We start from the raw sequence: 25,700 nt of genomic DNA, 5'->3' as shown, positions 1-25,700 counted from the left end.
TGTAAGGAAAGGGGATTAAAGGTATGAGCGTCAATCCGATTTTAAAAGGGGATTTTCCAGATCCAGATGTGATCCGCGTTGGGGACACCTATTATATGGTAAGCACTACCATGCATTTTATGCCGGGAGGAGTTATACTTCGTTCCTTCGATTTGATCCATTGGGAGATTGCAAGTCATATTTATGATAAGTTGGACAGTACCAAAGGACAGACTTTATCGGGAGACAGTAACATATATGGGAAAGGAATGTGGGCAGCTACTATACGGTATCATAATCACACATTCTATGTCTTATTTGTAGCCAATGATACTGGTAAGACTTACCTTTATACGGCACAAAATGTGGAAGGACCCTGGGAGAAACAAAATATAAAAGGGTTTTACCATGATTGTTCCCTTTTGTTTGATGAAAACCGGGTGTTCCTTGTGTATGGAGGGACTCAAATTCATCTAACGGAACTAAAATCTGATTTAAGCGGACCCAAAGCGGGAGGTTTAAACCGAGTGATTATAAAAGAGACCGGGAAATACACCTTAGGGTATGAAGGAGCCCATATTTATAAAATCAATGGGAAATATTATGTGTTTCTCATCCATTCTCCAGGGTATGGATGGTTTCGGACTCAGGCGGCATTTGTTTCGGATTCTCTGGAAGGAGAGTTTAGAGGACGCGATGTGCTAAGAGATGATATCGGCTATCGAAACCAAGGAGTAGCTCAAGGTGGAATTGTAGACACACCAGACGGGGAATGGTATGGCATTCTCTTTCAGGATCGGGGAGCGGTTGGACGGATTCCAGTTCTTGTACCAGTAACCTGGAAGGATGATTTTCCTGTTTTCGGCATTGGCGGAAAGGTGCCAGATACCATTGTTACAAAAAGTACAAGACCAGATTATAAATATAAACCATTATACAGCAGTGATGATTTTCATTACCCGAAAAGCGGAGACCAAAACGTCAAACTAAAAGATGTTTGGGAATTTAATCATGAACCGGATTCGCGTCTATGGTCTGTTACGCAAAGACCCGGTGCATACCGGATTCAATCTGGTAAGATATCTGATAGATTGGAACAAGCAGTTAATACGTTGACACAGCGAATGAAGTTTCCTGGGTGTGAAATTATTGTTACGTTAGATGGAAGTCAATTAAAACCTGGAGACTATGCTGGACTTTGCGCATTACAGGGGTGTTTTGGATTGATTGGAATGAAGCGAGAAGAATGGGGACGGTATTTGGTTATGATTGGCAGGCAAGAAGGGGATCAGGGAAAGGAATATGCACGTATTCCGGTCAATCAGGAAACTGTGACTCTTAAACTTGTAGCCAATTTCCAGCAGATGAAAGATGAAGTTGAATTTTACTATTTGTCTGGATCAGAATGGAAAAAACTTGGAATAACACAAAAACTATATTTTAAATTGGATCACTTTACTGGGTGCAGAGCTGGTTTATATCTTTATTCCACCAAGCAGACAGGCGGAATCGCTGATTTCATGGATTTCCAATATCATTATACGGATTAATATAGAATAAACCATAAGCCACCATTTGGCAGTGGCTTATGGTTATCAATGTTACTTCATTGGTAAAACCTGGTAAAGTCTGCAGCTGTGAGGAGGAAGGATGCATTGAATTGTATTGATGGGATGGGAAAAATCCTCTCCTGACCAAAGATCTATGAGTGCAGCTTCTGCTTCCAATAAAGTAAGGTCGGTCACTGGAATCGCTAATTCTGTTTCCTGATCGCTTATATTAAAGAGTGCAGTGTATAGGGTGTTTTCTTCCTCGTTCCTTGCGGTCCAAACCACTTGTGAGTCATTTTTCGAAACTTGGTGGGGACAGCATTTGGGATCAAGGAGATCTAGAACTCTTTTGTTGGTAAGAAGGGAAAGGGTAAAGTCATCCAGTTTAGTCAATTCTGCTCCTAACATCAGTGGAGAACCAAACAGGCACCAGAGTGTTATCATAGTACGCTGTTCTTCTTTGGTAAATCGGGTTTTACGTTCCTCCCCGAAGCCTTTGCCCACCATCCCAATGGGAAGCATGTCACAATCTGGATAACAGCCTTTTTTTACATGGTTTTGCCATAATTCACAGCGCGTGAACATATGTTTCAAAGAGTCCCAACAATCCCAGAAATCATCGGTAATCCGCCACATGTTAGCATACGTCTCATAATGCCAGGCCTGTTCAATCAGAGCGGGTCCAGGGGACAGAGACAAGGTTATGGGGCGTCCGCACCGACTGATTGCAGCCGCCAGCATCTCAATTTCATATCTTGCTGAATAGGGTGCTCTCGGGTATAGATTGGTATTACAAATATCATCACATTTTATGAAATCCACGCCCCAAGAACTGTAAAGTTCCAAGAGAGAATCGTAGTATGCCTGACCCGCTGGAGTGTTTTTAACTCCATACATATCAGGGTTCCAGCCGCAGATAGAAGAAGGATCTGCCGCCATATCAGCCGTGACGTTTGTTCCTTTGATGGTTCCGTGAAGATGGGCTGCAATCCGTGGAATTCCCCGCATAATATGGATACCAAATTTAAGACCAAGACGATGAATATAATCTGCCAAGGGAGCGAATCCCGCTCCGTTTCTGCTAGAGGGGAATCGTTCTGGATCTGGAAGGAGCCGGGAGTACTCATCCATGTTGAGTGGAGAGAAGGGGATGTATTGGAATTTGCTGCGCATGGAGCCTGCATCTTTTGCGTACCACTGAATATCTATGATGATGTACTGCCAGCCGAATGACTTAAGATGGGACGCCATGTAATCGGCGTTGGCTTTTATCTCTGCCTCTGTTACGGTTGTGTCATAATAATCATAACTGTTCCATCCCATGGGTGGATATGGGGCAAAATCATTTTTGTACATGAAAATCCTCCTTTTAGATAGGTTGTATTGATCCTTCTATTATATAGGAGTCTGGAAGAATAGGAAGAATAAAAATTTGATCTTTTGAGGGTAAAAATTTGATGGAATATCAAAGAGGAATTTATGGAGTGTTGGATACAGATGATAGGAACGACAGCCCTTTGCTTTTATTGGATGGAGGGATTGAATGCAGAAGAAACGAGTCTTACGATTATAACAATCGGTTAAGACCTGGCTATGAAGGGTATGTGTTCCAGTATACACTTCGAGGAAAAGGCTGCTTTTTAAAAAATGGACAATCTTATGAAATGACAGAGGAACATGGTTTTTTGGTCTCTGTTCCGGAAGACAGCCGATATTTTCTGCCTAAAGTGGGGGAACAGGAATGGGAATTTTTATACATTCATTTCTCTGGAATTGCGGCGTTCCCTTTTATTGAAAAAGTGGAACGCCTGGGAGGAAGCCCCTTTTCTCTCTGGAAAGGGAGTGAACCCCTGCGAATTGCAATGGCGATCCAGGAAAAGATTATCTCTGGATATCGACTTGAAAAGTATGAAGGAGGAGAATTGCTGTATCATTTTCTAAGTGCACTCCTACGCGAACTGGAACATCCGGGAACAGAAAAGAACAGCTCTTTGGTTGAACGGGCGAAGCGTCTTATGAAGGAAGGCTTTTCAGATCTGGAAGGTGTGGAATCCTTATCTGCGGAAATGGGGGTGTCACCCTCTCATTTTAGCAGAACGTTTCGGAAAAAGACAGGAATTACACCGGTCCAATATTTGACAAACGTAAGAATACAAAATGCAATGAATCATCTATTAAATACAGATTACGGGATGGATAAAATTGCGAAAGAAAATGGTTTTTCCAATGGGAACTATTTCTGTAAAGTATTTCGCAAAGTTGTAGGGGAGTCCCCCATGGAATATAGAAGGAAAAGGCGAGAATGGGTTTAAAAAGGAGGAGAAGATAAATGAAGGAGATTTATAGACAAAAAGGGGCAGAGCTACTTATCTATACCCGTCAGCCAGACAAGGAACGGTATCCAGCTGGACTGGCACGAAGCATTCACTTTGCATGGAGCAGAGATGGAATAGGCTATCAGGCTTTAAATCGGAATTATGGAATCCTGTTTGCAAACGCTGTGATTCGAGAGAACAATACCATTTGCCCAAAGGGGTTAAAAAATCCATGGGTATTTGAGATGTCTGACGACACCTATGGAATTCTGGCAATTCGCGTGAATGAGGACGGAAGTACAGACGAAGAAAGTCTTGGTGGTGTTTTCGTCTGGACTACAAAAGATTTTATTGAATTTCAGGAAAAGGGACACATAAATCTGGGGACGGACCGTTCGATAGGGCGTGTATCGTGTCAGTATCATGAGACATTAGGTCTTTATGAAATTTTATGGGAAGATAAAGAAGGCAACCTGTTTCATAATACTACTTCAGATATAATCAAACCTGCAGAGATTTCTGTTCCCAAACCAGCCTCTGGTAGGATAGAACCTTTTAAGGTCAGTGGGTTAGAAGGCGCAGTTCCTGGCAATTGCATGAAAATAACAAGTAAATTCTGCGATCGGATTGTACGGAAATGGAGACCTGTCAAAAATACAGAAATTCTCGTTTCTGATAGGGTAGAGATTTCCTCTGAGGAAGATCTAAACCAGATCCATGCAACGGCTCTGTATTCGGATGGGTCTAGTGTGTCCAAATTAATCTGTTGGGATCAAAACACGGTAGATTTTAACCAACCAGGGGAATATATGATTCATGGGATGGTAACAGACAGGAAGTATCCATTTCCCCTTACAAAAGGCTTTGCAGATCCAGTTGTTTTCCCGTGGAAAGGAAAATATTATTTTATCTCAACCAATGATAATTTAAATGATGTGGGTCTTTTCGTTCGCCAGGCAGATACTCCGGAGGAACTTTTTCATGAGGATACGAAGCATCATCTGATTCTTGATTACAATGAAGAAAATGATTTCATACAGACGTTTTGGGCGCCGGAGTTTCATATGATTGGCAGTGAGCTTTATATCCTGTTCGCAGTTGGTGGAAAAAAGTGGGCCCCTCAGTGTCACTTGATGAAGCTAAAAAAAGAGGGATCAATTCTGGATGAAAACGGCTGGGAAAAACCCATAAGAATACAGAAAAGAGATGGATCATGGCTGACAGATAAGGGAATTACTTTGGATATGACTTATTTAAAGGTAAGGGGTGTCTCGTATCTGATATGGTCTTACCGAGAATGGATTGGTACGGATTTAGATACTGGCTCTATGCTTTATATCGCCACCGTAGAGGAAGAGAAACCATGGCAGTTAACCAACGATCCGGTGTTAATATCCCGCCCCCTTTATGGTTGGGAAAATGTGGAAGGAACCATTAACAACGAGGGACCCTATGCATTTGTAACGGATAAAACTGTTTTCGTTACCTATTCCGGTGGTGCTGCCAATGGTTATACTTATGCATTGGGACTTTTAAAAGCACATACAGGGGACGATCTATTAAACCCAGAGAACTGGAATAAAAGCAGTACACCGGTACTTTCTTATTATTCTTTGGAGCACAGATATGGCCCAGGTCATAATTCCTTTTTTGTAGATCCGGAAGGTAATTTGATGATTGCTTATCATGGGGTGGAATCTTTAAAGGATCATCTCCGATGCTCAGGAATTCACAGGGTCCATTTTGATATAACGGGCAATCCGGTATTTTCCCTTTCGCCAGAACGGGATTTAAACCCAGAACTTAGGAAGGTAACAACTAGAGTTGTTGTTAAATAATAAGAACAATTGAGCAAAAATGCCGCATCGAATCAATCAAAAGGTGCGGTTATTTTTATTTCTTTCCGTTAGTTGATTTATTTGGGAAAAACTTTTGACAAAATACGACTAATTGTGATATTGTTTACTAAATATATGTTATAATAAAGAAAATCAAAAAGTCTGTATTAGACGGATGGAAATGCAGATATGATTTGAAATAATGAAATAGGAGGCTTGTAAGTGTATGGCAGCTATAAGAGTTGTGATTGTAGATGATTCCCCTTTTTCAATTGCTTTTATCAGGGGAATTCTGGAGAGGAATGGTCTGGAGGTTGTTGGGGAAGCTGGTAATTTAGATGAAGTAAAGCAAGTAATTCATGAGACGAGGCCTCAACTAGTGACGATGGACATGACATTGCCAGGAACCGATGGATTGGAATGTACCCGTGCAATTCACGAAATTGATGATAAAATTAAGGTAATAGTAATCAGTTCTATGATGGATGATGAAATTGTAAATGAAGCAAAGGCAAATAAAGTATCAGGATATGTTCAAAAACCGATTGATGAAGATGCATTAATGACAGCAATCAACCGGGTTATGGCATCAAATGAATTGTATCGGTTTTTATCAAACGAATATACTCGGATTTTCAAAGAGGCATTGCTTGATGGAACCAATAAAATGACGAAAACACTCCTTAATTTTAAGGAGGAGTCCACTTGCAATCGTGAATTCGAGTCAGAAGGTTTGTCTATTATTGTAGGAATCATAGGAAAATTCTCAGGAAGAATGTTAATTGATTTAAAGATGGAAACTGCGTTTAAGATGACCACTGCAATTATGAGGAAAGAACCCAAGAATAATGATGAAGTAATTGCGGTTCTTGGAGAATTTACTAATATTGTATCAGGGAATGCCTGCTCGATATTAAACCGGATGAATAAGGCGCTGGGACTGAGAGTGGCCCCACCTACTATTATGCATGGGGAAAGTGTACATATTACAGCTCCAGATTTTCCGACTACTACCGTTAAGGCTGAGACAGAATATGGTGATATTTTATTAAATGTTGGATTTCAAAGAGGTGATGGACAGTGGATGTAAAGTATATTAACCCATTTATAGAAGCTTTTTATACCGTTATGCCCCAACTAGGATTTCAAAAGGTTGAGAAACAGAGCGTCAGTTTAAAAGATCAGAATCTTTCCTATACAGGTGTGATTTTGACCGTAGGCATTGTAGGAGAAATCAAAGGAAATGTTGTTTATTTTCTGGGACATGAAGAAGCCAAGAAAGTGGCTTCTGTCATGATGATGGGAATGCCGGTGGAGGAATTTGATGAGATGTCTCAAAGTGCAGTTTCAGAACTTGCCAATATGTTAACAGCCAATGCCGCTACCTATTTTGAGAAAATAGGACTTTCTGTGGATATTTCTACCCCAACTCTTCTATATGGAAATAATGTTTCTGTAAAGATGAGTTCCCACCAGGTACTTTGTATCCCTCTTAAGGCAGATGATATTCCAATTGAAGTAAATATTGCATTTTCATAATGAAATAAGTTCAAGATAAATGGGGTTCCTTATTAGAAGGAACTCCGTTTTGCTTTTATCTATATACTTATATTTAGATAAATAAATAATATTTTATATTATTTTAAAATATAGCTTGAAACAAAACAATGCATGTTGTATAATATAGACAAAATAAAAAGAAAATACATAGGAGATATATATGAAACGACGAAAAATAGAAGATTTTCCACTCGGTATCCCCTTGATCCGTCAGAGAGCGGATCCTTATATGTATAGGCATAAAGATGGAACGTATTACTTTACTGCCTCTGTTCCGGAATATGACAAAATCATACTACGTGAATCCGATACCATCTTGGGTCTACAGACAGCAGAAGAATACGTCATATGGGAAAAGCATGGAAGCGGAGAGCAGGGGGGGTTTATATGGGCACCAGAGCTGCATTATCTCCATGGTTCCTGGTATCTTTATTATGCAGCAAGTGACAGTGAGAATGTATGGAACATACGGCCTTACCTGTTAAAGTGTACTGGAAAAGATCCGAGGAAGGGTCCGTGGCAGGAGTTAGGGAGACTAATAGAATCGGCCGAGGATCCATATGTATTTGATGATTTTTCTTTAGATGCCACAGTTTTTCAACATAAAAATCAAGATTACCTGGTGTGGGCTGAAAAAACAGGCAAAAATATGCAGATTTCCAATCTTTATCTGTCAAAGATGGAGACTCCCTGGAAACTAGCTGGGAACCATGTTCTATTATCAACTCCAGATTATGAATGGGAGCGAAAAGGTATTTGGGTGAATGAAGGTCCTGCAGTGCTAAAGCATAAAGGAACCATTTTTATAACCTATTCAGCCAGTGATACGGGCCGGAATTACTGTATGGGGATGCTGTCTATAGGAGGTGAAGCGGATGTGATGGATCCCAAAGCTTGGAAGAAAAGCCCTACCCCTATATTGGAAACAGATAAGAAGAGGGGTATTTATGGACCTGGGCATAATAGTTTTGTTAAGGGGGAGGATGGAGAGACGGATTATTGCATTTACCATGCAAGAGAATATGGAGAAATTAAGGGGGATCCACTGTTTGACCCAAACCGCCATACCATGGTAATGAAGGTTAAGTGGAGAGAAAATGTTCCGTTGTTTTCGTATGAGGATTAGCGATTTGATCTAATGTTTAGAAAAACGTAAAATATTATAATGCATATTAAAGGAGGCGCTTTATGAAAAGAAAAATATTCGGTATCCTAGGTGGTTTTGCTATAGCTGCTATGATATTAACTGGCTGTGGTTCCTCTACATCAGGGGGAGACGGGCAAGCAGAAGAAACTTTAGAAGGTGAGACGAAAGAGGCAGAGGTATCAGTTGTAGGCCCAGAATCCGGAACACACATGAATATGTGGTCTTTTGTTGAATTACATAACACTTTTTATGGGGGCATGGTTGAAAAATGGAATAAGGAGAATCCAGATCGACAGATTCAGATGACATTTACCACATATCCCTTTGCGGATATGCACAATAAGATGATTATGGCACTGCAGACCGGGGAGGGAGCACCGGATCTTTGCGATATTGAAATTGGCCAGTTTCCTAATTTTCTTCAGGGAGAGGTTCCACTTTTTCCTTTAAATGATGCCGTAGCACCTTATAAGGATAAACTGGTGCAGTCAAGATTAGATGCGTATTCAAAGGATGGTAATTATTACGGAATGCCTACCCACGTAGGAGCTACCGTTATGTATTACAACAAAGAAATTTTTGAAAAATACGGGATTGATTATACAAAAATTAAAACATGGGATGATTATACGGAAGCGGGGAAAAAATTAAAAGAAGCTTCGGATGGGACGGTTATGATGACCAGTGTAGATACTGCAGGGGTTGACTGGTTGACGATTGCGATGGCCCAGTATGGAGAAGATTGGGCGGCTCAAGATAAAATAGATGTGAAACTGGATTCTGTGAAAGCAATGTTGACAATGCAGCAAGGCTGGCTCAAAGATGGTACTGCAATGATCTCTCCTGCAGGTCATGTGGACTTAGAAGAAGGGTATCAAAATATTTTAGATGGTAACATTGCTTCATTTCCAAAAGCAATGTGGTTTATGAGCCGTTTCCTAAATTATATGCCGGAAATGAAAGGAAAGATTGCGTTAGCGCCTCTTCCTGTTTTTAAAGAGGGTCAAAATCGGTCTGTAGGAATCGGGGGAACTGGGACTGTAGTAACAAAACAGTCATCAGATCCAAAACTAGCAGCAGATTTCATAGCTTTTGCGAAGTGTTCCTCGGAAGGTGCCCGTCAGATATGGGAGCAGCTAGGATTTGATGTGTGCAATACAGATCTTTGGACCGATGAAACCGTTACAAAAGATACAAGCAATCAGTACATTGGGTATTTTGTGACAAATCCATTTGATGTTTTAAATGAAGTAAAATCAGAAATCAGCACATTAAGTGTTACAAAAATGACCCCAGGAATCAACGATTATTTCTGTACGACTACGTTAAACGAAGTGTTGCAAGACGAAGACAATATTGATGATGCGTTACAAGGAGCACAGGATTATCTAGAGCTGGAGCAGTAAATTGTTTGTATAATGGAGGGGATGGAATGAAGATAAAGCGGATCCTATATTCACAAAAAGCAGCTCCTTTTCTTTTTGTACTGCCGTTTTTGTTAAGTTTTTTGGTGTTTTGGATCTATCCACTATTTAGTACCGTGAAAATGAGTTTTCAGAACATACTCCCAGGGCAGATTGAGTGGGTTGGGTTTGAAAATTACGCGAAATTATTAAAAGATACCACGTTTCATACAGCAATCCGGAACAGTTTTGTTTATATGATTTTTTCTATTGCTTTATTAATTCCGTTTCCTATGCTGTTTGCCGTTTTGATGGATAGCAATCTGGTGAAGGCAAAAGGTTTCTTTAAGGGAGTATTGTATGTCCCTGCATTGACATCTGTGGTAATTTCGGGAACTTTGTTTCGTCTTATGTTCTCTGAATTACCAACAGGTCAGATGAACCTTTTGATGGATCTGCTTGGGAAAGTCCCAGTTGCATGGTTGAAAGAGAAAAATTATGCTATGTGTGCGTTGCTGGTCCTTTGCTGCTGGAGATGGACGGGAGTGAACATGCTATACTTTTTGTCAGGCTTAAAAAGCATTGACACAAATTTGTATGAGGCGGCCTCCATTGACGGAGCATCTCCTTTGATGCGGTTTCGTTACATTACCATCCCATTATTAAAGCCAACCACCGTGTATGTGCTGACCATTAGTGTTTATGCAGGACTCGCCATGTTCTTGGAAAGCTTTATGTTGTGGGCGGGGAACGCATCACCCAAAAATATTGGTTTGACGATTGTTGGATATCTATACAAAAGAGGAATAGAAAAAAATCAGATGGGATATGCCTCTGCTGTAGGTTTGGTTCTTCTGGGAATTGCATTGCTTATTAATGTGGCACAGCTTATTCTAAACGGTACGTTTAAAAAGGAGGAGAATTGATCATGAAAAGTAAAAACAAACTTCTTGCATTTATAATGAATCTAATTTTGGGCTGTTTGTGTCTTCTTGTCATGTTTCCTCTTGTAGCAGGGCTGTTTGCATCGTTTCGTCCCGGAAGAGAACTGATTCGGAGAGGACTTAGCATTAATCTGGATTTATCTACTATGAGCTTCAATAATTACAAGTATTTGTTTTCGGGAAATGTAGACTCTCGCAAATACTTTATGTGGTTTGGAAATAGTATGATGCTGACTCTGCTTACGGTACTACTAACACTGATTGTATGCTATTTTGTTGCTTATGGATTGAGCATGTATGAATACAGATTTAAAAATCTATTATTTTTTCTTGTGATTGCAACTATGATGGTTCCATTTGAAATTTTAATGCTGCCGCTTTATCAGGAAATGATTCATCTTAAGCTGATGAATACGACAACGGGTGTGATTTTGCCGGGACTATGCAGTGCTTCTACCATATTTTTCTTTCGACAGTATATGATTTCTTTACCGAAAGCATTACTGGATGCGGGAAGAATTGATGGAGCGACAGAGTATGGAATCTGCATTAAAATCATGCTTCCGATAACCAAACCTGCGTTTGCGGCTATGGGAATCTTATGTGCAATGGGTTCCTGGAACAATATGTTGTGGCCGATGCTGATTTACCGGGAAGCACATAAATTTACGCTTCCCATAGGACTAAATACATTATTAACGCCTTATGGAAACAATTACGATTTGCTGATTGCAGGTTCTATGTTTGCGATTATTCCGGTATTAATCGTATTCTTATGTTTTCAGAGCTATTTTATTGAAGGTATGACGACTGGTGCGGTAAAGGGGTGAATGTATGATTAAAGAGATTAAGAGAATGAAGGCTTTTGGGGTTTTTGTATTTGGGATTTTAGTGGTACTGGGGGCAGCTGGATCTATTCCGGCAGAAGGAAAAGAACTCCTAAAAAGCCCAAGTCGGGTTTCTGTTCATGATCCATCCATTGTTCGGGCAGAAGATGGAACGTACTACGTGTTTGGGTCCCACCTGGCAGGAGCCAAATCCTGGGACTTACAGAACTGGACCCTTCTTGGAAGTGATTATAGTAATGTCACCAATAACTGGATCTATGGGAATGTAAAGCAAAATCTAGCAAAATCCTTTGAATGGGCCGGGTACAATGACGGAGATTGTTCTGGGGGAAAGTATGCGGTATGGGCGCCAGATGTGATATGGAATCCTTATTATGTGAACAAAGATGGATCAAAAGGAGTTTACATGATTTATTACAGTGCTTCCTCAACATGGCGTAGATCTTGCATTGGATATGGAATTTCAAAAAACATAGAAGGTCCTTATACTTATGTAGATACAGTTATCTACTCTGGATTTACAAAAGACGGAAGAACCGATGGGAGAAGCACTAGAAATACAAAATGGGATAATAATTATCTTAATTTAAAAAAACTGGTTCAGTCCAAAACCCTGAAAAACGGAATCAGTGACCGGTGGTTCCAAGGGAATGATTGGAATCATAATTATGGTCCAAATGCCATTGATCCAACCTTGTTTTTTGATGCCAGTGGGCAAAAATTATATATGACCTATGGATCTTGGTCTGGTGGAATCTATCTTTTGGAACTTGACCAGAAGACGGGACAGGTAATCTATCCGGGTACGGATGCCGTAGATAGAGTCAGCAATAATTACATAGACCGTTACTTTGGAATCCATCTGGCTGGAGGGAATCACCAATCTGGTGAAGGACCTTATATTACTTATGATAAGGAATCTGAATATTATTACCTATATGAAACTTATGGTGGATTGACTGCGAATGGTGGTTACAACATGCGCTTGTTTCGGTCTAGGAATGTAACAGGTCCCTATCTGGACGGGGCTGGAAGAAATGCAGCTGACAGCGGCAGAAACAATGACCAGTACGGAATTAAACTAATCGGGAATTATCGTTTCAAAGATGGGATAACTGGATATAAAGCGGCCGGACATAATTCGGCACTGATTTACAATGGACAGCGGTATCTGGTTTACCACCAGAGGTTTGATCAAGGCAGTGAATACCACGAAGTCCGGGTTCATCAACAGTTTTTGAGTCAGACGGGCTGGCCAGTAACCGCTGTTTATGAGAACAGAAACGAAATGATCGAACATTATGAAGACAGAGAAATACTTGGTTCGTATGAATTCTGCAATCATGGACAGAAAACCTCTTCTGATATGGTTCAGATGGAAAACATAACTCTAAACGCAGATGGTACCATACAGGGAGATCGGTCAGGAACCTTTAAAAAGATCAGAGGAGACAATTACGATTATATTGTAATTAACATGGATGGAACCCAATACCAAGGGGTATTCTTTCGACAAAAAAATGTATCGAAAAATCCCACTCAAGTAATGACATTTACGGCAATAGGTAATAATAATACCAGTGTATGGGGGAGTAAGAAAGAATAAAGAGTCAGGTATTGTAACTTCTGGATAATTCATGTATGATGATATTTGGATTTGTCTTAGATTTATAATGAAAACCATATCTGCATATATGAAAGGGATTGCCATGCTGCATATTAAGAATTTAGAAGAAGGCTTAAAGGTTTTTGTAGCTCTGGGATCGGAACTCAGAATTGAAATCATAAAGCTTTTGATTGAGAACAAGGAAATGAATATGAATGAACTTGCGACTAGTCTCGGTGTGACCAATGGTGCCTTGACCAGTCATATTAAAAAATTGGAGGACAGTGGGATTATACGGGTGATTTCAGAACACAATGGACATGGAAACCAGAAGCTATGCCGGGTGAACGTGGATAAGCTTCTGGTGGATATTGAGCCAAAATATAGTAACGATGGAAAAAACACATACACAACGGATATCCGAGTGGGGTGTTTTACCGATTATGACATTCTCCCGACTTGTGGACTGGCAAGCGGTAAGTCGATTATCGGTGTGGTGGACGATCCTCGTTACTTCGCACATCCGGATCGGTTCCAGGCAGAGATTGTGTGGTTTACCAAAGGATATTTGGAATATATGATTCCCAATTTGCTGCCTCCTCTACAAAAAGTCAGTCAGATCACATTTTCTATGGAGATCGGAAGTGAAGCACCGGGTGTGAACAGTGACTGGCCTTCTGATATTACCATCAGTGTGAACCAGGTGGATCTTGGGACGTGGACCAGCCCTGGGGATTTTGGGGATGTTCCTGGGATTTTCACTCCGGATTGGTGGTTTCCGAACTGGAACCAGTATGGTCTTTTGAAGATGGTGGTAGTCAATCAGTATGGAACTTATATTGATGGGTTGAAAATATCCTCTGTTACCATTGACGAACTAAAACTTGATAGACGCAGCCCAATGAGACTGAAATTTCAGGTGAAGGAAGATGCGGTGAATGCTGGCGGACTGACTATTTATGGAAGTCGTTTCGGGAATTATAATCAAGATATTAAAGTGCGTGTTAATTATGTACCAATCAGCCAGGAGGCTGAAAGTCAAGAATAATCCCCGAAAAGGGGGAGGGGAAATGGATACGGCCGGAGGCGATACGTTCCGGTCGTTTTAGTCAGTACTGAGCAAGTTGGAAGAGATATATAGTCAGTACTGACTATTAAAAGAAAGGAAGAACCAATGATTCCACTTTATATACTCGGTATTTTGCTGCGATTTGGCCCACAACATGGGTATCAGATAAGAAAGCTCATAGAGCAAGAATTAAAAGGATTCACACAGATTAAATTGTCTAATGTCTATTACCATCTTGATAAGATGGAGTCTTCTGGAATATTGGCTGCCATTCGGGAGAAGCAGGAGGCACGTCCAGAAAAAACAGTTTACTATGTTGAAAAAACAGGAGCTAGTCAGTTTAAGCAGTTACTTACAAAAACTCTTGATATCAGCTATCAATTGGTATTTGATATAGATGCCGCCTTGTATTTTTCTGAGTATATAAAAGTATCTGAGTTGGAAGAAAGTCTGAATCAGTACATCATAGATTTAAAACAATCGATTACTGAATTGGATGAACATAGATCCACTATATTAAATACGGTTTCAACTGACCGGAAACTGACTACTAATCTAATCTTTAATCACCATCGGATGCATTATGAAACTGAACTTCGTTGGGCAGAAGAATCCCTAAAGCAAATGGAGTCAAATAGATAAGAAATCCCCTCCTTTTTCCATCTACGAACAATTGACAAAAAGAAGGGGATTCTTATGTAGTTTAGTTTTTATCTTTATTTGTATCGGAAAGACCTTCAAAAGTATTGTAAAAAACAGTATGGTCTTGATCAAAGCGAGTAAGGTGCATCTTGTGAGGAACGCTTTCTTCGCTTGGATAGCCAAGTGGAAGAAGTGCCACAGGAACCAATTCACTTGGAATGGCGAATGCCTTTTTGATTTTTTCTGGATCAAAATGTCCAACCCATGTGGTGCCCAAACCTAAATCTGCTGCTTGCAACATCATCTGTGTGGTGACAATACTGGCATCGACGATTCCCATATCTTCTTGGTCATAGGACCGTTTCCAACTGGCTGTTTTATCGTAACAGATTAGAAGAGCCATGGGCGCATGGAAATGATAGTGGGTGCATTCTTTTAGCTTATCTAGCGAATCATTGTTTTCTATCACAAGGATTCTCTGAGGCTGGTAATTAACAGCTGTTGGAGCAACCCGACCTGCTTCTATAATCTGATCTAGTTTTTCTTTTTCTACCTTTTGGTTGGTAAATTTTCGAACAGAATATCGTTCTTTGGCTAACTGTAGAAAATTCATGTAACTATCTCCTTTCCAATATATTCTTTCACTATAACATAATGTGAGAGAATAGGAAACACATTAATCTTCACTTTTAACCAATTACTATAGATACGTGGTAGTCTGTTTTTCCGTCTTCGTACGGAATTTCATTCCCTGAAATTGGATTTCCATCTACTAAGAAAGAGGTAGTACCATTCCTGGATTTCCCCTTATTCGTCACTTCAATATGATAGACGGCTCCTCTAAATTTGCGAACTGCCTTGAATTCAGGGATAGAATCCGGTAGGCAAGGTTCCACGATTAATCCGTGAAAACCAGGTCGGATTCCTAAGATGTACTGGGAAATACTAACAAACGTCCATGCTGCGGTTCCAGTGAGCCAGCTGTTTTTTGCTTCGCCGAAATTAGCGGCATCTTTTCCTGCAATCATCTGAGAATAACAGTAAGGTTCTGTCTTGTGTATCTCACTAATATCCTCCGTATAAGCTGGAGCCGTTTTTTTGTATACCTCAAAAGCACGGTTGCCTCTTCCAATCATAGTTTCAGCAATGACGATCCAAGGATTGTTATGGCAGAAGATACCAGCATTTTCTTTATATCCGGGTGGATAAGATGAAATTTCTCCCAGATTTTCATGATAACTCTGATAAGGAGGCTGCAGCAAAACGATTCCGTAAGTAGTATCTAGTTTTTCCTTTACACTGTCCAATGCTTGTTGTGCGAGACCTTCTTTCAATCCAATTCCGCCCATCACACAAAAACCTTGCGGTTCAATAAAGATTTGACCTTCCTCGCATTCTTTGGAACCCACTTTTTTACCATAGGCATCGTAGGCACGTAAGAACCACTCGCCATCCCATCCAGATGCAATGACAGCATCATACACCTGTTTCACAGAAGCGTCTGCATCGTTGGCTTCTGATTCCAGTCCGGTGAGTCGACAGAGCTCGGCATATTCTTTCCCATATTTTACAAACATACCTGCGATCATTGTGGACTCGGCAACCGGACCTTCCGATGGACCAGAGGTTTGGAAGGACTCTCCAGGTTCCGTGGAAAAGCAGTTCAAATTTAAGCAGTCATTCCAGTCTGCACGACCAATTAAAGGAAGTCCGTGAGGACCCAGATGAGACTTTGTAAAACCAAAAGAACGCCTCAAATGTTCCATAAGAGTTTGACTTTTTCCTTCATCGTTATCAAATGGAACCTGTTCTTTTAAAATGTCCCAGTCACCCGTTTCTTTGATGTAAGCGGATACACCAGCAATCAGCCAGAGCGGGTCATCATTGAATCCACTGCCGATGTCCATATTACCTTTTTTAGTAAGTGGTTGATATTGATGGTAGGCGCTTCCGTCTTCAAATTGCGTGGAGGCAATATCAATAATCCGTTCTCTTGCACGTTCTGGGATCATGTGGACGAAGCCAAGAAGATCCTGGCAGGAATCCCGAAACCCCATTCCACGCCCGGTTCCTGATTCATAGTAGGAAGCAGAACGTGACATGTTAAAGGTTACCATACACTGATACTGATTCCAGATATTAACCATACGAGATGTTTTTTCTTCTGCCATGTTTACAGAATAAGTGGAGAGTAGACTTTCCCAGTATTGTTTTAATTTCAAAAGCGCTTGTTCAATCTGTTTCGTTGTCTGATATTTTAGAAGTACAGCATTTGCGGGCTCTTTGTTGATTACATTAGGAGCCTTCCATTTTTTCTCTTGTTTATTCTCTGCATATCCAAGAATAAAAATGAAATTTCGTTCTTCACCTGGTTCTAAATGTACGCACAGGCGGTGGGAACCGATGGGAGACCAACCACTTGCAATGGAATTTCCAGATTTATTTTGGAAAACCATATCCGGATTTTGATTGGAATTGTATCCTCCTACGAACGTATTCCGATCCGTATCAAATCCATCAATGTCTGCATTCACAGAATAGTAAGCGTAGTGATTTCGACGTTCTCTATATTCTGTTTTGTGATAGATCACAGAATCTTCTACTTCGACTTCTCCAGTATTTAGGTTTCTCTGGTAATTCGTCATATCGTCCATCGCATTCCATAAGCAGAATTCTACATAAGAATAAAGCGTAATATCTTTCGGGGTTTCACCTTCGTTTTTCAGTGTAACCTGATTGATCTCACAGGTGTCACCCAGAGGAACAAATGCCGTAACGAGTGATGACAAGTCATTCTTCTTTCCCATGTAACGGGTTACTCCAAGCCCATGACGGCATTCGTAGAAGTCAAGGGGGGTTTTAGTCGGCTGCCACCCGGGATTCCAGATGGTTCCATTATCGTTGATATAGTAGTAATGTCCGTTGCTGTCTAGAGGGACGTTATTATAACGGTACCGTGTTAATCGCAATAGCTTTGCATCTTTATAGAAGCTGTAACCGCCTCCTGTATTAGAAATCAGTGAAAAAAAATCTTCACTTCCCAAATAATTAATCCACGGAAGTGGGGTATCTGGCGATGTGATGACGTATTCCTTTTCCAGATCATTAAAATATCCATATTTCATGTTGAATAACTCCTTCCTGTGTGGATGACCCAAATTCCATAAAACGACATTTTTCGAAAACGTTTAAGTTAAAAATTGGGAGTTGTACGGTCATAATAGCGCAGTTATAATAAAAAAACAAGTGAAAATTTAAAAAAACAATCAGAATTTTAATTTTACATAATATACATAGTCAAATATGTACAAAAAAATAGATCTAAAATAGCATAAACTAGATAAAATTTTAAAAACATATTGATTTTTTTGAAATATAGAGGTATAGTGTAATTACGAAAACGATTAAGTTAAGAGGATGAGACATATGATTTCTATGAAAGAACTGGCCCAGCACTGTGGGGTTTCCGTTGCCACAGTTAGTAAGGCACTTAATAATCAGAGTGACATCGGGGAGAATACCAAATTAAAAGTCAAAAAGGCGGCGGAAGAGTTTGGCTATTATCCAAATGCTGCCGCAAGATCCCTAAAAACAAATAAAAGCTACAACATAGGCGTTCTGTTTATTGATGAAGCAAATAGTGGGTTGACCCATGAATATTTTGCTGCAGTTTTAGAAGGATTTAAAGTAGAAGCGGAAAAACAGGGGTATGATATCACGTTTATCAATGGACAGATAGGAAAAAGAAAAGTTCCTTATTCGGATCACTGCAAGTATAGAAATGTAGATGGAGTTGTCATAGCTTGTGTGAATTTCGATAATCCAGAAGTGATTGATCTCCTGGCAAGTAAGATACCGGTTGTTACGGTAGATCATATCCATGAGAACTGTTCCTCCGTCTTATCCGATAATATTAAAGGAATTCAGATTTTGATGGATTATATCTATGAAAAGGGGCACAGAAAGATTGCGTACATACATGGGCAAGGCACTACAGTTACAAAGGCAAGACTGACTAGTTTTTATCGTTTCTTAGAAAGCCATAAGCTTTCAATTCCGGAGGGATATGTTTTGGAAGCGGATTATTTGGATGTCACGCAGGCTATGGTGTGCACCAAAGAACTTTTAGACAGAAAAGATCCACCTACTTGTATTTTATATCCCGACGATACTGCATTGATTGGAGGGCTCAATGAAATTCGTGCCCGAGACTTACGGGTGCCTGATGATATTTCCATTGCCGGTTACGATGGCAGCCGGATATCACAGCTATTGAACCCCAGGCTAACTACCATAAGTCAGAATACGGCTGATATTGGTATGCAAGCCGCTAAAAAACTGATAAGCACCATCGAAAAGCCTAAGACAACTTTTGTAGAACAGATCATTGTAGAAGGTGAACTGCTTGAAGGCGAATCGGTTGGAAATGCTAATATTTCATGATAGTAATATCAGAAAAGGAGAGGGTAATATGAAGAAGAAAGTAGTAAGTGTATTATTGTGTGCAGCAATGGCTGTTTCTATGGTAGCCGGCTGCTCAACAAAGAAAGCCGAAGATGTGAGTGGAAGTGACGCTCCAGAAAGCACTGCCAAAGTAGCCGACACAGAAAAAAAGGCAGACAGCGGGGAAGGGAAGGTTATTAATATCTACGTCTGGAACGACGAATTTAAGGCTAGATACGACGATTATTATGCATCTAAACTTCCAGAGGGGTATACGGTTAACTTTGTTACAACACCCAGTGAAAACAATGCTTATCAGAATGCGCTTGACGAGGCACTGTTAAATCAGGATAACGCAAAAGCGGATGATAAAGTAGATATGTTCCTGGTTGAAGCAGATTATATTTTAAAATATGTTAATTCTGATGCAACGGTTGATTTAAAAGACATTGGTATCACAGACGAAGACTTTTCAAAGCAGTATGACTATACGAAAGTAATCGCACAGGATCAAAACGGAGCGCAGAAAGGGATTTCTTGGCAGGGGTGTCCAGGACTCTATATTTACCGTCGTTCCATTGCAAAAGATGTATTAGGAACCGATGATCCAGCTGAAGTTCAAAAGTCAATCGATGACTGGGATACGTTTGATCAAACAGCAGCTAAGATGAAAGAAAAAGGATATTTTATGGTATCTGGTTATGATGATACATACCGTACATTTTCCAACAATGTGAAAGCTCCCTGGGTAGACGGGGATAAAGTAGTGATTGATCCTAATCTGGAGAGATGGGTTGATCAGACGAAAGAATATACAGACAAAGAATACAATCAGAAAACAACTCTATGGGCATCTGAATGGGCAGCCGGACAGGGACCAGAAGGAAAAGTATTTGGTTATTTCATGCCAGCTTGGGGTGTTGATTTTGTAATGGCAGGGAACTCTTTGGAAAAAGCAGAAGCAGACGGCGGGAAACAGGAAGCTGGAAACGGAAGTTATGGAGATTGGGCTGCAACCACTGGACCAGAATCTTATAACTGGGGCGGTACTTGGCTGTGTGCGGCTAAAGGAAGCGACAATGCTGATATTGTAGCAGATATTATGAAAACAATTTGTTGTGATGATGATACCATGAAAAAAATCGTGGAAGAGAAGAATGATTTCGTAAATAACAAGACAGTTATGGAGTCTCTGGCAAAAAGTGATTATAAATCAGAATTTTTAGGTGGACAGAATCCGCTTCAGATGTACTGCGATGCAGCTGAAAAAATTGATATGAGTAAGATTTCTCCATATGATCAGGGTATCAATGAAAGCTACCAGAATGCAATGCATGACTATTTTGATGGAAGTGTAGACAAAGATACAGCACTCAAAAATTTCTACACATCAATCAGTGAAAAATATCCAGAATTAAAGATTGAGTAGTTTTTAAACGGCAGGGCGGTAATACCGCCCTGCATGGAAACAGGAGGTTTCATCATGGTAAAAGAAGAAAAGGCGAAGAAAAGAAAAAAGGTCAGCTATGCGAAATGGGGATATATTTTTCTGATCCCGTTTTTTGCCACTTATTTTATATTTTCCTTTATTCCCTTGGTAAATACATTTTATAATAGTGTGTTTGAAAATTATCGATCTGGATTAACCCAGATCGGGCCTAATTTTGTAGGTATGAAGAACTACGTTTCAATTTTCCAAAGTGATTTGCTAAAGTATTTTGGAAATACCATAATCTTATGGGTCATTGGATTCATTCCGCAGATTGTAATATCATTAATCCTAGCGGTTTGGTTTGCTGATTTTAGGATGCGCTTAAAAGGAAGCACTTTCTTTAAGACTGTAATTTATCTTCCTAATGTTATCATGGCCGCTTCATTCGCCATGCTGATTTTCGCTTTGTTTTCAGATGAAGGGCCGATGAATCACCTGCTTATGAATATGGGAATTATACATAGTCCAATCCGTTATTTGTCCACTGTATGGGGGACCAGAGGCTTGATTGGCCTGATGAATTTTATGATGTGGTTTGGAAATACCACCATTTTGTTAATGGCTGCGATTCTTGGTGTGGATGGTTCCTTATTTGAAGCCGCCGCCATTGATGGAGCAAAGCCATTTCAGATATTTACGAAAATAACCATGCCGACCATCCGGCCGATTTTTATATATGTACTAATTACTTCATTGATCGGAGGATTACAGATGTTTGATGTTCCCCAGGTATTAACCAATGGAAAAGGAACCCCAAACAGAACCAGCATGACACTAATTATGTTTTTGAATAATCATCTATACAGCAAGAATTATGGGATGGCGGGAGCATTGTCTGTAATCTTATTTATAATAACAGCTATACTTAGCCTTGTGGTATTCTTTATACTTACTGGCACAGGAGAAAAGAAAGGAGGCTTTCGCTAATGGACATGAGAAATTTTAAAAAGATGGTTGCTTACGTGGCACTTTCCCTTCTGTCATTTTTGTGTCTCTTTTTCTTTTATTGTTTGATTATCAATGCGACGAGATCTCATCCGGAAATTGCAAAAGGATTTTCCTTTCTGCCTGGTAAATCTTTTGGCTCTAACTTAAATAATGTACTTCATAATGAAAATTTACCCGTGTTACGTGGAACATTCAATAGCTTTTTTATTGCCAGTACCTCAGCGTTGTTGTCTGTTTATGTATCGGCACTCACAGCTTTTGCCATTCATGCGTATGATTTCAAGTTTAAAAAAGCGGTCTATCTATTTATTATTTTGATTATGATGATACCCAACCAAGTAACGACTTTAGGATTTTTAAGACTGATTGGTAAGATGGGGCTTATGGATAATTTCATTCCTCTGATTTTGCCTTCTATGGCAGCTCCGGTGGTCTTTTACTTTATGATTTCCTATTTTGAAAGTAATCTTCCTTTGGAAATCATAGAATCGGCAAGAATCGATGGAGCCAATGAATTTTATACATTTAACACCATTGTAATTCCTATTGTAAAACCGGCACTAGCCGTACAGGGTATTTTTGCATTTGTTGCTTCCTGGAACAATTACTTTATCCCCTCATTGGTGTTAAAATCCAATGAAAGTAAAACGCTCCCTATTTTAATTGCACAGTTAAGGAGTGCTGATTTTTTGAAGTTTGATATGGGGCAGGTGTATATGCTGATCGCAATTGCCATTGTTCCAGTAGCAGTGATTTATTTACTTTTATCTAAATTTATTATTGGCGGCGTGACAGCAGGCAGCGTGAAAGGATAAGTGACAGACTTTATGAGAGACTTTAAGACAGACTTTATATGGGGGACAGCAACTTCCTCCTATCAGATTGAAGGAGCCGCTTATGAAGATGGAAAAGGGCTTTCTATCTGGGATGTTTTTTCCAGGGAAAAGGACAAAATTTTCGAAGGGCATACGGGAGAGATTGCTTGTGATCATTACCATCATATGAAAGAGGATGTGGAGCTGCTTGGAAAGCTAGGAGTGAAAGCTTACCGTTTTTCTATCTCGTGGACGAGAATTTTCCCGAAGGGGATAGGAGAAGTGAATGAAAAGGGAATTCAGTTTTATTCCGATCTTGTGGATGAACTGCTTGCGCATGGGATTACCCCATATGTTACTTTGTTTCACTGGGATTATCCTTATGAACTGGAACTTTTGGGTGGCTGGCTCAATGAGAAAAGTCCAGAATGGTTTGCAGATTATACGGAAGTAGTAGCAAACGCTCTTGGTGGAAGGGTGAAACATTTTTTCACATTTAATGAACCACAGGTTTTTCTTTGGTTAGGTTACGACAAGTGCATCCATGCACCAGGGACTCAGTATCCCAGACGAAGGATTTTGTCTATGTGCCGGAATGTAGCGCTTGCCCATGGAATGGCGGTCAAACGACTTCGGTCTGTAATTGAGGATTGCAAAGTGGGGTATGCCCCCACTTGCGGCAGTGCTTTTTGGCCGTTACAGGAGACAGAAGAGCTGATCGAAAAAACATTAGAGCTGCAAAATTCAATCGAAAAAGATAGCTGGCTTTACTCCTCTGTATTTTGGAATGAATTAATCATAAGAGGGAGATTTCCGGAACAGTGCAGCGAATGGTTTGGTTCTGATCTTCCCGTTCTTACCTGCGAGGAACAAAGTTTAATACGCCAGCCCCTGGATTTTTGCGGTATGAATTTATATCAGGGAACCTCGGTAAGCTTCGATGAAAATGGAACGGTTGTTCTTGGCAAGCTGCCAGTTGGACATGGGAAAACTGGAATGGGCTGGGGTATCACTCCGAAGGCAATGTACTGGGCAGTTCGTAATTTTTCAGACACCTATCACATTCCCCTTTTTATAACAGAAAATGGCATGTCTGCGCTTGATGTAATTTCCTTAGATGGATTTGTTCATGATCCCTGCCGTATCGATTATCTTGCCCGTTATCTCAATGAACTAAGACGAGCGATTTCGGACGGGGCAGAGGTAGAGGGGTATTTTCTCTGGAGTTTTATGGATAATTTTGAGTGGGAGAAAGGATACGATGACAGATTTGGAATCGTATATGTTGATTATGAAAGTCAACGTCGCATTCCCAAAGATAGTTTTTACTGGTATCAGGAATTCATACGATCCAATCAATAAAAAGAAGGCAATACCGTTCGAAAGAGAATGGTATTGCCTTCTTTTTTATCCAAGTGGAGTGGTTTTTCCAGTAAACTCATTGTATTGGAGGGATACACTGTTTGTACTGTAATCGCAGAGGTAGGTAGCAATATAAGCGAGTGTATCATCAGGCTGACGCTTATAGGTACGGACTGTATAATAATTTTTCCCATCAATATAGGAGATTCCAGGAGCTGCAATGTATTCATAAGAGTCAGGCTTTTCGGGAAGACCTAACTTTTCTCCAAGAGATCGAACCGAATTTTCAGCTTGTTCAATGGAATTCGTAGCTTTAGAGGTACTCTTTAAATCGCTTACTACTTGAATTTGCTTTGCCCATTGATCTTTTAAATACATGTTATAGGGTTGATTCTCCTCACTTGTTTCCACTGTAAGTCTGTTATTATGAGTCTTTAGAAGAATGGAAAGATAGGAACTGGAATCCTTGCAAGGACCTGCCAGTTGATAGACCATTTCTTCTTTCTCTTTCTCATCGTCATCGGATTCTTTGGAGGGCTTAGTGCTTTCAGAAAGACCAGTTACATCAATGAAGTTTTTTTCATCTTCCAAATATTTCTTATAACGCTCCAAATCATCGGAATCTTTCTTGATCTCATATTGATATTTGGTACTGCCTTTCTCTATCTCCTCGTTATGCTCGCTGGCTAGTGAATCGCTGGTTACCTGGGCGTAATGACGGTTCCCTACTATCGTTGTAAAGGAGGAGATATCCTCATCCTTGGAAAAATAATAATCTGGAGCCTTAGGGGGCTGCTCTTTTGTTGTATCCTTTTTTTTCAAAGTTAATATAAAAATAGTCAGAGCAGAACCTAAGATAACAATAATCAGAACGGCCACTAATAGGATTAAGGCTTTCTTATTCTTTGCTATCTTTGGCTGCTTTGCTTTTTTCTCCTTTGTCTTGACTGCTTTCGTCTTTTTCTGCTTTGTTTTCTCTTTTGTTTCTTTTGGTATCTTTTTAAAGATTGGCATACTTATCACCTTTATATGTTTATTCATGTTGGATATTGATTATGAGCTTGTATCACTTAACCATATATCGGTAGATATGTGTCGAAAAATAAGGATTAAAGTCAAAATAGATCAAAATGAGGAATTGTTTAAACAACAAGGAGCTTTATGGCAGTGCCCGTGATTACTTTATCCACGAATTCTGCCACTTCCTCTTTGGGTTCCGGAATTTCCTTATCCAACCACTGCTTTAGTACTCCCGTCAGGCCATATGTAATAAAATCCAGGAAATAATTCAGTGTTACCTGACTGGCGGTGGGGTATTTCTCTTTTATAATTGCCGTTCCATTTTTTTGAACCAACGTATGAAAACGATTAAGAAAATCGTTGGATACACTGTTTTTAAATAGGATTTTACATATCTTTTTGTTTTCTTCAATATATTGAATGATGGGAATTACAATAGGGAGTAGAGAATCTCTTTCAAATACATAACGGTAATTGCTGACCATATCTTGAAAATCATTTAGTACTTCAGACTCCATCTCCTGCAGTAAGCTGTAGGTATCTGCATAGTGTAGGTAGAAAGTACATCGGTTTAGATCTGCAAGATCGGTTATATCTTTTACCGTTATGTTTTTAAAGTCTTTCTCCTCCATAAGACCAAGTAGGCTTTGCTTTAACAATTTCTGTGTTTTGCGTATGCGTCGATCCTGCTTTTTCATATTCAATCCCCCTGTTTATTT

22 protein-coding genes are annotated in these 25,700 nt (G+C 39.9%); 17 read left to right on the top strand and 5 right to left on the bottom strand.

Going from position 1 to position 25,700, the window contains the following annotated elements:
• Positions 1-23: 23 nt before the first annotated feature.
• Positions 24-1,529 carry a glycoside hydrolase 43 family protein gene (locus EFT72_RS07625; RefSeq protein ID WP_124066317.1) on the top strand — a complete coding sequence of 502 codons (1,506 nt, stop codon included), beginning with the start codon at positions 24-26 and terminating at the stop codon, positions 1,527-1,529.
• A gap of 51 nt (positions 1,530-1,580) precedes the next feature.
• On the opposite strand, the gene EFT72_RS07620 is transcribed toward EFT72_RS07625, so the two are convergent.
• Entirely contained in the window at positions 1,581-2,885 is a 1,305-nt protein-coding gene (locus tag EFT72_RS07620; protein ID WP_124066316.1) for a glycoside hydrolase family 27 protein, read from the bottom strand.
• Positions 2,886-2,986: 101 nt separating this feature from the next.
• Here EFT72_RS07620 and EFT72_RS07615 point away from each other — a divergent pair, with 101 nt between their 5' ends.
• The 11 genes from EFT72_RS07615 (at position 2,987) to EFT72_RS07565 (ending at position 14,901) form a co-directional block, all read left to right on the top strand.
• Positions 2,987-3,841 carry an AraC family transcriptional regulator gene (locus EFT72_RS07615; protein ID WP_124066315.1) on the top strand — a complete coding sequence of 285 codons (855 nt, stop codon included), beginning with the start codon at positions 2,987-2,989 and terminating at the stop codon, positions 3,839-3,841.
• 17 nt (positions 3,842-3,858) lie between these two features.
• Positions 3,859-5,682: a family 43 glycosylhydrolase gene (locus EFT72_RS07610; protein ID WP_124066314.1), complete on the top strand. Its 1,824-nt coding sequence runs from the start codon at positions 3,859-3,861 to the stop codon at positions 5,680-5,682.
• 226 nt (positions 5,683-5,908) lie between these two features.
• Positions 5,909-6,772, top strand: a complete 864-nt coding sequence (locus EFT72_RS07605; protein WP_124066313.1) for a response regulator — start codon at positions 5,909-5,911, stop codon at positions 6,770-6,772.
• Positions 6,763-7,221: a chemotaxis protein CheX gene (locus EFT72_RS07600; RefSeq protein WP_124066312.1), complete on the top strand. Its 459-nt coding sequence runs from the start codon at positions 6,763-6,765 to the stop codon at positions 7,219-7,221. The genes EFT72_RS07605 and EFT72_RS07600 overlap by 10 nt, the downstream gene beginning before the upstream one ends.
• A 181-nt stretch (positions 7,222-7,402) precedes the next feature.
• Complete coding sequence (locus tag EFT72_RS07595; protein WP_124066311.1) at positions 7,403-8,368, top strand: family 43 glycosylhydrolase; 966 nt, start codon at positions 7,403-7,405, stop codon at positions 8,366-8,368.
• Positions 8,369-8,430: 62 nt separating this feature from the next.
• Positions 8,431-9,795 (top strand): extracellular solute-binding protein, encoded by a 1,365-nt coding sequence (locus tag EFT72_RS07590; RefSeq protein WP_124066310.1) that lies wholly within the window; start codon positions 8,431-8,433, stop codon positions 9,793-9,795.
• Between the two features lie 26 nt (positions 9,796-9,821).
• Positions 9,822-10,718, top strand: a complete 897-nt coding sequence (locus EFT72_RS07585) for a sugar ABC transporter permease (protein ID WP_124066309.1) — start codon at positions 9,822-9,824, stop codon at positions 10,716-10,718.
• A gap of 2 nt (positions 10,719-10,720) precedes the next feature.
• Positions 10,721-11,566: a carbohydrate ABC transporter permease gene (locus EFT72_RS07580; RefSeq protein ID WP_124066308.1), complete on the top strand. Its 846-nt coding sequence runs from the start codon at positions 10,721-10,723 to the stop codon at positions 11,564-11,566.
• Positions 11,567-11,570: 4 nt separating this feature from the next.
• The gene (locus EFT72_RS07575) at positions 11,571-13,190 is read left to right on the top strand and encodes a glycoside hydrolase family 43 protein (protein WP_124066307.1); all 1,620 of its coding nucleotides are present in this window, start codon (positions 11,571-11,573) and stop codon (positions 13,188-13,190) included.
• A gap of 31 nt (positions 13,191-13,221) precedes the next feature.
• Positions 13,222-14,238, top strand: a complete 1,017-nt coding sequence (locus EFT72_RS07570) for a winged helix-turn-helix transcriptional regulator (RefSeq protein WP_347561854.1) — start codon at positions 13,222-13,224, stop codon at positions 14,236-14,238.
• A 126-nt stretch (positions 14,239-14,364) separates the two neighbouring features.
• A complete protein-coding gene (locus tag EFT72_RS07565; RefSeq protein ID WP_124066306.1) occupies positions 14,365-14,901 on the top strand; it encodes a PadR family transcriptional regulator in 537 nt (178 codons plus the stop codon).
• A 61-nt stretch (positions 14,902-14,962) separates the two neighbouring features.
• On the opposite strand, the gene EFT72_RS07560 is transcribed toward EFT72_RS07565, so the two are convergent.
• The gene (locus tag EFT72_RS07560) at positions 14,963-15,514 is read right to left on the bottom strand and encodes a nitroreductase family protein (protein ID WP_124066305.1); all 552 of its coding nucleotides are present in this window, start codon (positions 15,512-15,514) and stop codon (positions 14,963-14,965) included.
• 76 nt (positions 15,515-15,590) lie between these two features.
• Positions 15,591-18,026 carry a glycosyl transferase gene (locus tag EFT72_RS07555; RefSeq protein ID WP_124066304.1) on the bottom strand — a complete coding sequence of 812 codons (2,436 nt, stop codon included), beginning with the start codon at positions 18,024-18,026 and terminating at the stop codon, positions 15,591-15,593.
• Positions 18,027-18,327: 301 nt separating this feature from the next.
• Here EFT72_RS07555 and EFT72_RS07550 point away from each other — a divergent pair, with 301 nt between their 5' ends.
• From EFT72_RS07550 to EFT72_RS07530, 5 genes are read left to right on the top strand one after another with little or no spacing between them, the layout of a single operon-like run.
• Complete coding sequence (locus EFT72_RS07550) at positions 18,328-19,344, top strand: LacI family DNA-binding transcriptional regulator (RefSeq protein WP_124066303.1); 1,017 nt, start codon at positions 18,328-18,330, stop codon at positions 19,342-19,344.
• A gap of 28 nt (positions 19,345-19,372) precedes the next feature.
• A complete protein-coding gene (locus EFT72_RS07545) occupies positions 19,373-20,773 on the top strand; it encodes a carbohydrate ABC transporter substrate-binding protein (RefSeq protein ID WP_124066302.1) in 1,401 nt (466 codons plus the stop codon).
• Positions 20,774-20,827: 54 nt separating this feature from the next.
• A complete protein-coding gene (locus EFT72_RS07540) occupies positions 20,828-21,763 on the top strand; it encodes a sugar ABC transporter permease (RefSeq protein WP_124066301.1) in 936 nt (311 codons plus the stop codon).
• Complete coding sequence (locus tag EFT72_RS07535) at positions 21,763-22,599, top strand: carbohydrate ABC transporter permease (protein ID WP_124066300.1); 837 nt, start codon at positions 21,763-21,765, stop codon at positions 22,597-22,599. The genes EFT72_RS07540 and EFT72_RS07535 overlap by 1 nt, the downstream gene beginning before the upstream one ends.
• Positions 22,600-22,611: 12 nt before the next feature.
• Entirely contained in the window at positions 22,612-23,961 is a 1,350-nt protein-coding gene (locus tag EFT72_RS07530; RefSeq protein WP_124066299.1) for a GH1 family beta-glucosidase, read from the top strand.
• 45 nt (positions 23,962-24,006) lie between these two features.
• On the opposite strand, the gene EFT72_RS07525 is transcribed toward EFT72_RS07530, so the two are convergent.
• Positions 24,007-24,975, bottom strand: coding sequence for a hypothetical protein (locus EFT72_RS07525; RefSeq protein WP_164473113.1), 969 nt, complete (start codon positions 24,973-24,975; stop codon positions 24,007-24,009).
• Between the two features lie 128 nt (positions 24,976-25,103).
• The gene (locus tag EFT72_RS07520; protein ID WP_243109973.1) at positions 25,104-25,679 is read right to left on the bottom strand and encodes a TetR-like C-terminal domain-containing protein; all 576 of its coding nucleotides are present in this window, start codon (positions 25,677-25,679) and stop codon (positions 25,104-25,106) included.
• Positions 25,680-25,700 lie beyond the last annotated feature (21 nt).

It is taken from the genome of Clostridium sp. E02 (assembly GCF_003833015.1).
GTDB lineage: Bacteria > Bacillota > Clostridia > Lachnospirales > Lachnospiraceae > Lacrimispora.
This window is presented reverse-complemented; position numbering and strand designations above follow the sequence as displayed.